The 7,949-nt window shown below is 55.5% G+C and carries 2 protein-coding genes; both read left to right on the top strand.

From position 1 onward, the window contains the following. Positions 1-5,537 (top strand): toxin TcdB middle/C-terminal domain-containing protein (locus L692_RS0126755; RefSeq protein WP_025702996.1); only part of this gene is annotated, 5,537 nt, incomplete at its 5' end. 257 nt (positions 5,538-5,794) lie between these two features. Beyond that, on the top strand, positions 5,795-7,864 hold the full coding sequence (locus tag L692_RS0126750) for a serine hydrolase domain-containing protein (RefSeq protein ID WP_025702994.1): 2,070 nt from the start codon (positions 5,795-5,797) through the stop codon (positions 7,862-7,864). The last annotated feature ends 85 nt before the right edge of the window (positions 7,865-7,949 follow it).

Here is a 7,949-nt window from a genome sequence, read left to right as displayed (position 1 = left end):
CGGGCGGGAAAAAGCCGCAACTGCTCGTTCGGACAGCGAACAACCTCGGGGCGGAAACCCGGGTTCATTATGCTTCATCCACGAAGTTTTATCTTGCCGACCAGCGGGAAGGCAAGCCGTGGGCGACGAAGCTGCCTTTTCCTGTTCATGTGATTGAAAAAGTCGAGACGTTCGACCGGATCAGCGGCAACCGTTTCACTACAAGGTATGCGTACCGCCACGGCTACTTTGACGGAGAGGAACGGGAATTCCGGGGCTTCGGGCTGGTGGAGCAATGGGACTCGGAAGCATACGGCAGCTCGGGAGGGAATGCGGATTTCTTTCCCGAAGGAACGAACGAGTCGTATGATTCCCATGTTCCCCCTGTCCTGACCCGTTCCTGGTATCATACCGGCGCCTGTCTGGAACGTTGCCGCCTGAGCGCCTACTTCGCCGCTCACGAGTATTACCGTGAACCGGCTGCGACAGAGGCTGGGGTTGCACAGCTCCTTCTGGAAGAATCCGTTCTGCCTGACGGATTATCACCGGAAGAAGAGCGGGAGGCCTGCCGCGCGCTTAAGGGCCTGCTGCTTAGGCAGGAAGTGTATGCTTTGGACGGCACCGATAAGGAAAGCCATCCTTATACTGTGACGGAGTATAATTACACAGTTAAGCTGCTGCAAGCGAGGCAGGGGGATCAATCTGCGATATTTATTGCGCACTCCCGGGAACAAATCAGCTTCCATTATGAGCGAAATCCGCAAGATCCGCGAACGCTTCATTCCATCGTCATGGAAACGGATGACAACGGGAACGAGACGAAGCTCGCTGTCGTAAGCTATGGCCGCAGGCAGCCTGACCCGGAGCTCGCGCCTTCGCATCAAATCGAGCAGAGCAAGATAACGGTGGTGCTGACCGAGAACCGGTACACCAGTCCCGTCGCCGGGGCGGATCATTATCACGCGCCGCTCCCAAGTGAAACGCGCAGCTATGAGCTAAGCGGATTGCCGCTTCAGAGCGGCCGGCTCCGGTTTCCTGTTGCCGATCTGGAGTCGGCATGGGCTGGCGCCGTCATAATCGACTATGCGGCGGACCCCGGCTCTTCACCGGACGGGTATGCCCTGCGCCTGATCGAGCATGTGAAGACGCTGTATCGCCGTGACGACTTGGCGGGCCCGCTGCCTGCCGGGCAGCTTGAGGCCCTGGCGCTGCCTTATAACAGCTACCGGCTCGCGTTCACTCCCGGATTGCTGGAAGCCGTTTATGGCGTTCGGGCCGAGGAAGCCATGCTGCTGGACGAGGGCCGCTATGTCCGGCTAGAGGGAGAGTCCGGCTTTTGGATACCGTCCGGGCAAGTATACTATTCGCCCCGGCCGTCCGATGCTCCGGAGGAGGAGCTTGCCTGTGCGGCAGAGCATTTTTTCCTCCCGCAGCGCTTTAGAGATCCCCTCCACCGGGAGGGACAGCACGCGGAGACAATCGTTCGCTATGACCGCTATAATTTGCTGGTTACCGAAACCTGCGATCCGCTCGGCAGCCGCATGACCGTCGGGCTAAGGCCCACGGACCCGCCCATGGAGCCGTTTCCGTCCGGTCACGATTACCGCCTGCTGAAGCCCGCGCTGGTTATGGACCCGAACCGCAACTGCTCGGCTGTCGCATATGATGCGCTGGGCATGGTCACAGGTTCTGCGGTTATGGGCAAGCCGGAGGATCAGCCGAGGCAGGGGGATACCCTCGAAGGCTTTGCGGCGGAGTTAACGCAAGCAGAGACGCTCATGCAGTTGCAGTCGCCGTTTGCAGGTCCCCATGCCGTGCTCCAACGAGCAACCAGCCGCATCATTTATGATTGGTTCGCGTATATGCGGACCAGGGATCAGTCCGTTCCGGAGCCGCCCGTCGTTTATACTCTGTCGCGGGTGACCCATGATTCCGATTTGGCGGCGGGTGAGCAAACAGGCCTGCAATACAGCTTTCTATATTCGGATGGCTTTGGCCGTGAGATTCAAAAGAAAATTCAGGCGGAGCCCGGCCCGGTCCCGTTAAGAAATCCGGCGACGGGACACATCCTGACGGCGGGCGGGCAGCCTGTGCCAAGCAGGGAAGAAGCGTCCCCCCGCTGGGTGGGCTCCGGTTGGACGGTGTACAACAATAAAGGAAAGCCCGTCCGGCAATTCGAGCCTTTCTTCACGGATACGCACTGCTTCGATCACGATGTCCAAATCGGGGTCAGTCCTGTGAATTTCTATGACCCGTCAGGCCGTGTCGCAGCCGTATTGTATCCGGACAGGACGTGGAAGAAGGAAGTCTATGGTCCGTGGAAGCAGACCTCGTGGGATGGAAGCGACACGCTGCTGCTGGAGCCCGCGAATGATTCGGATGCCGGGGATTACTTCAGACGATTGCCGGAGACAGAGTACCTGCCCACCTGGTACGGCCAGCGGGCCGAAGGGCAGCTTGGACCCGATGAGCAGGAAGCGGCTGTCAAAGCAAGCGTGCATGCGAATACGCCGGGGGCGCGTTATTTCGATTCGCTGGGGCGCGTATTCCTTACTGTGGAGCATAACAGATGCAAGCGAAGCGATTCCCCTCCGGATGCGCCGCCGGATGAGGAGTTCTTCGAAAGCCGCACTGTGTACGACATTGAAGGGAATATCCGGGAAGTGATCGATGCCACAGGGCGAACCGTAATGCGCAGCGCCTATGACATGCTCGGCACCACGTTATCCGAATCGAGCATGGAGGCCGGAGAACGGTGGACCCTGTATGACGTCGGACGGCGACCAGTCCGCACCTGGAGCAGCGGCGGTGTACACAGCCGGACGGTATATGATGTGCTGGGCCGCGCGATCGAAACCTATCATAGCGCTGGCGGCAGTCCTCCGGTTATGACGGGCCATATCGTGTACGGCGAGTCCATGCCGGGGCCGGAACGCTTCAATCAGCGCGGAAAAAAAGTCCTGTCCTACGACCAAGCGGGGCTGCTCCGAAACGACGAATACGACTTTAAAGGAAATCTGCTCCGCAGCAGGCGGGAGCTTGCCGCCGATTATAAAACGACGCTGAACTGGGCTTCGGAGGTCTTGCTGGAAGCGGAAAGCTATGAGACCCGCACCCGTTATGACGCCCTGAACCGGGCGATAGAGATCACGGCTCCCGATTCCAGCCTCATACGTCCTTCTTATAACGAAGCGAATCTGTTAAACGCGGTTGAAGCCAATTTGCGCGGGGAAGAGGAGGACGGGGAACGCATCTGGACCTCCTTTGTGGCCGACATTGACTACAATGCAAAAGGTCAGCGCACCCGTATCTCCTACGGTAACGGAGTACAGTCGCTGCTCGAATATGATCCATTTACGTTTCGTCTCATCCGCATGCGGACGATTCGGGATCAGCTCAGCTTTCCCGAGGACTGTCCGCAGCCGCCCCGGCCGGATTGGCCGGGCTGTGAATTGCAGCATCTGCGCTACACCTATGATCCTGGCGGCAACATCATGTCCATAAGGGACGATGCGCAGCAAGCCCTCTTCTTCCTTAACCGGAGGGTGGAGCCTTCATCCCGTTACACGTATGATGCTTTAAACCGATTGGTTGAAGCGGCGGGGAGGGAACATCTTGGGCAGATTGGAGGCTTGCCTGCCGGCCCGACCGCTCCCGATGCCCCCGGCGAATTCCATTCCCGGCTTGCCCATCCTTCCGATGGCCATGCGATGGGGACCTATATGGAACGCTATGTATACGATGCTGTCGGCAATCTGCTCGCTATGCAGCATCGAGGGAGTGATCCGGCGCACCCGGGATGGACCCGGAGCTTTGGCTATCAGGAGCAGAGTCTTCTCCAGGAAGACAGGGTAAGCAACCGGCTCAGCAGCACGGCTACCGGTGCGTCAGCGGAGCTGTACAAGTACGAAGGCTCGGCCGGAATGCGCGGAAATATGACCTCCATGCCCCATTTGCCCTTCATGCGCTGGAACGAGCTGGACCAGCTTCGGGCAACTTCGAAGCAGACGGTATCGGAAGATAGCGGCGCCACGCCGGAAATCACGTGGTATACGTACGATGCCGGCGGTCAGCGGGTGCGGAAGGTGACGGAACGGTATGCCGCTCCCGGGGCGCAGCCTACCCGGTGGAAGGAGCGCATTTACCTGGGTCCTTTTGAAATTTACCGTGAATTCGTGGGGGACGGGCGCACGATCGGGTTTGAGCGGGAATCCCTGCATATCATGGACGGCAAACAGCGAATGGCTTTGGTCGAAACGCGCACCGAAGGCCAGGAAGATCTGCCCGCCCGGCTTATCCGTTACCAAATCGGGAATCATCTCGGCTCCGCCCACCTGGAGCTGGATCACTTAGGGCAGATCATCTCCTATGAAGAGTTTACGCCCTACGGAAGCACATCCTTTCAGTCGGTCCGAAATCCGAACGAGGCGCCCAAGCGGTATCGGTATACCGGAAAAGAGCGGGACGAAGAGAGCGGGCTGCAATATCACGGTTCCAGGTATTATGCCGCCTGGCTGGGGCGCTGGATCAGCTGCGACCCGAAGCTGTTGATCGACGGGACCAATCTGTACCGGTACGTATCCTCCAATCCGGTCAAGCTGATCGATCCCAGCGGCACCAACGAACTGCAGCCTCCGAATGTGAACCTCGGGTTTCTGGGCGATCCGATCAACCAAAAGATGAGCGGCCTGTGGGAAAACGCGGTCAACGAGGTGCTGGGAAAGGAGTTCCAGGGAAAAGCCCCCAATGAACTGATGAAGCTGTTCCGCGACAAAGTGGAGCATTTAAAAAATACGAAAGGCATGGGCTCCAACCGGCAGCAGGGAACGGCGATCAATTACGCCCGGGAGACTTACTCAAAGGTCAGGACGATATTCGGAAAGCTGGCGGAGAAAGAGGGCATCTCGCTCAAAGGGGTGCAGCTTCACCATTTCGGAGGAGGCCTCGCAGAAATGCCTCATGACGCGCTGGACGCGAGCGGGTTGATTATGACGACAGGCCAGGCGGGAGTGAAGGGAAGCGGCCATAACCGTCTGCACGAACTGGAAGCGAGGCTTGGGGATGTATATAAGAGATTGATGCAAAACAAAGGCTTGGCCGCCAAAATGGGTTCAGCCATAGAGAAAGGGAGCGAAGCGTTGAAACCCGTTGCGGAGCTTGCCGCCAAGACGGGAAGTGTACTCAAAAAAGGAGTCGAGGCGCTCGAACCGTTGGCAAAGGTCGCTTCCAAAGCAGGCAAAGTGATGCCTGTCGTCGCTGCGGCGTTTGTTGCCGGCGACGCTTACGCGGCCACTACAGCAAGGTCAGGCGGCGAACGATTCCAGAAGAGCGCCGATACCCTGGCCGGCCTGGCCGGATTTGCCGGACCTGTCGGCATGGCCCTCTCGGCAGGCTACGGTGCAGGCGGGTTGATGAATGACGGACTGCAAGCGGTCGGCGTCGATCTCTCCAAGGGATTGTCCGCCATTGACGAGACGGCTTCCAAGCTGTGGACCGATCCGTCCAAACCCGCCCATACACAGACCATCGGCTGGAAGCTGGCGGAATTATTTGAATAGAGGAGCACATCATAAACTAAAGAAATCCGCGCTCAGCGCGGATTTCTTAATGTGAACTCATTCTGTCGTCTGCACGGCGGACCGAAATGGCAATGGCCCCTTCCTTGAGAATGGCCTCCACCACATTGGCCGCCAGATTGTTCATTAAAGACAACAGGGTGATCCGGGCATCAGCATGCTTTTTTTGTGGTAAACTGAACCATTTCTTCTATTAATTCGTACTATATCATAGTTTACTATTACAAGGAGGCATTTCAATGAAGAAAAGGTTGGTTTGGTTACTAACGGCTGTAATTGCGCTGACTCCGCTTATCTCAACGGAGGCGATAGCGTCAAGCGGCAAAGTGGTCGATTCGAATCAGGCACTGGAGAAGATCGCTTCTGAAAAGGCGATGCTGTTAACCAAAAATTACGGTACGGTCAGCGTCCAGTATGCATTGATAGATCACGGCGAGATTAAGGTGTCGGGACAGACAGGGGTAAACGATAAGGCAGGGAAAATTCCTCTGAGCAAAAATACCATGTATGGCATTGGATCGACGAGCAAAATGTTTACGGCCGCCGCTGTCATGAAATTAGTGGATGAAGGAAAGATCCATTTGGATACCCCTTTGGTGCAGTACATAACGGATTTCAAGATGAAGGATGAACGATATAAACAGATTACCCCGCGTATGCTGCTGAACCATTCTTCTGGCCTGCAAGGCACAAGCCTGAGAAATGCTTTTCTATTCAATGATCAAGACACGTACACGCATGATACGCTCCTGCAGCAATTGTCCACCCAGAGCTTAAAAGCGGACCCGGGCGCTTTCTCCGTTTATTGCAATGACGGATTCACGCTGGCGGAGATTCTTGTGGAAAGGGTCAGCGGTATGGACTTTACAGCATTTATCCATCAATATTTTACCGAGCCGCTGGAAATGAATCATACGAAAACGCCGCAGGATGTACTGGAACCAGGCAAGCTCGCCGCTCTCTATTATCCGACTTTTGAGAAGCAGCTGCCGAATGAGACTGTCAATGCTATTGGAGCGGGCGGAATTTATTCCACCACAGAGGATCTGGTACGATTCTCACAAATCTTCACGGGACAGAAGGGCGGTATCCTCTCGAACGAGGCGGTCCGTGCAATGGAGCAGGAGGAATACAAAAAAGGGTTGTGGCCTCAAGAAGCCGACAACTCGATTGACTTTGGGCTTGGCTGGGACAGTGTAAGGTTGTTTCCGTTTACCGATTATGGATTAAAGGGTTTAAGTAAAGGCGGAGATACGATTTTGTACCATGCTTCTCTTGTTGTCCTTCCCGAGCAGAACATGGCTGCGGCAGTGCTGTCGTCGGGCGGCAGCAGCTCGTTGAACGAGATGCTGGCGAGTGAGCTGCTTCTTCAGGCAATGAAAGAGAAGGGCGCGATCCAAGACATCAAACCCGAGAAATCATTCGGTACGCCTGTTAAAGCCGATATGTCCAATGACGTCATGAAGAACGCGGGCTATTATGGTACCTTGAACCAACTGGTTAAAGTTGATATCAAGGATGGGGTTCTGTCCATATCGGTGCCGAGTATGCCTGAGTATCCGGGGCAGAGGTTTGTGTATACATCGGAGGGGACTTTTGTTAACCAGGAGGGCACCACGAAGGTCAGCTTTGTAACTGAAAAAAATGGACGCACCTACCTCTGGCACAGAGAATATACGGCCATTCCGGGTTTGGGCCAACTGGCATTGTCTCAATATTTAGCCGAGAAGCTTGAATCTAACCCAATATCCACAGCGACAGCAGAGGCATGGGCGAAGCGGGAAGGGAAAACCTATTACCCTGTGAGCGAGAAGTTCAGTTCGGTCATGTACATGATTATGCCGACCCTTAAGATCCCACGGGCCGACGATCTGCAAGGCTATTTGTTGGATAAAAAAATTACAGGTCCGAATACGGCTGTGAGCCAGCATCAAATACCTACGATGGGAAGCCGGGATACGGCTGAATACCGTTTTTACACAAAAGGCGGGATCGAGTATCTTGAAGCCGCTGGAAACTTGTATGTCAGTGAGGATATCGTAAAGCCGCTATACGCGGGGAAACATTCAGCGGTTACCGTGCAAGCTGAGGGCAACGCCAGATGGTACAAAGTTCCCTCTGCCGCCGCAGGTAAGAAGATGACTGTCGCAACGCCAGCGAAAGGCGCTTTTGCGGTATACGACGCCCAGGGGAAATGCATTAGCTACACCTTAATCAGCCGCAATAATAAAGTGGTTTTGCCTGAAAATGGAACGATTGTATTTGCAGGCGATGCCGGCACTGTATTCCGCATTACTTTGGAGAAGTAGTTTGCTTACGGACTGGCCCTATTTTTGGAAAATAGAATGAATTTGGTGCAGAAAGCCGCCGTCCCCAAAATGGCATCGATTTGTT

Origin of the sequence: Paenibacillus forsythiae T98, from assembly GCF_000520735.1 — a bacterium.
Lineage (GTDB): Bacteria > Bacillota > Bacilli > Paenibacillales > Paenibacillaceae > Paenibacillus_AQ > Paenibacillus_AQ forsythiae.
Note: the sequence above shows the minus strand (reverse complement) of the source record. Positions and strands in the feature narration are given on the sequence as shown.

Coding starts and splice junctions, on each gene's coding strand:
- L692_RS0126750 (WP_025702994.1), top strand. CDS start 5,795: ATGAAGAAAAGGTTGGTTTGGTTACTAACGGCTGTAATTGCGCTGACT.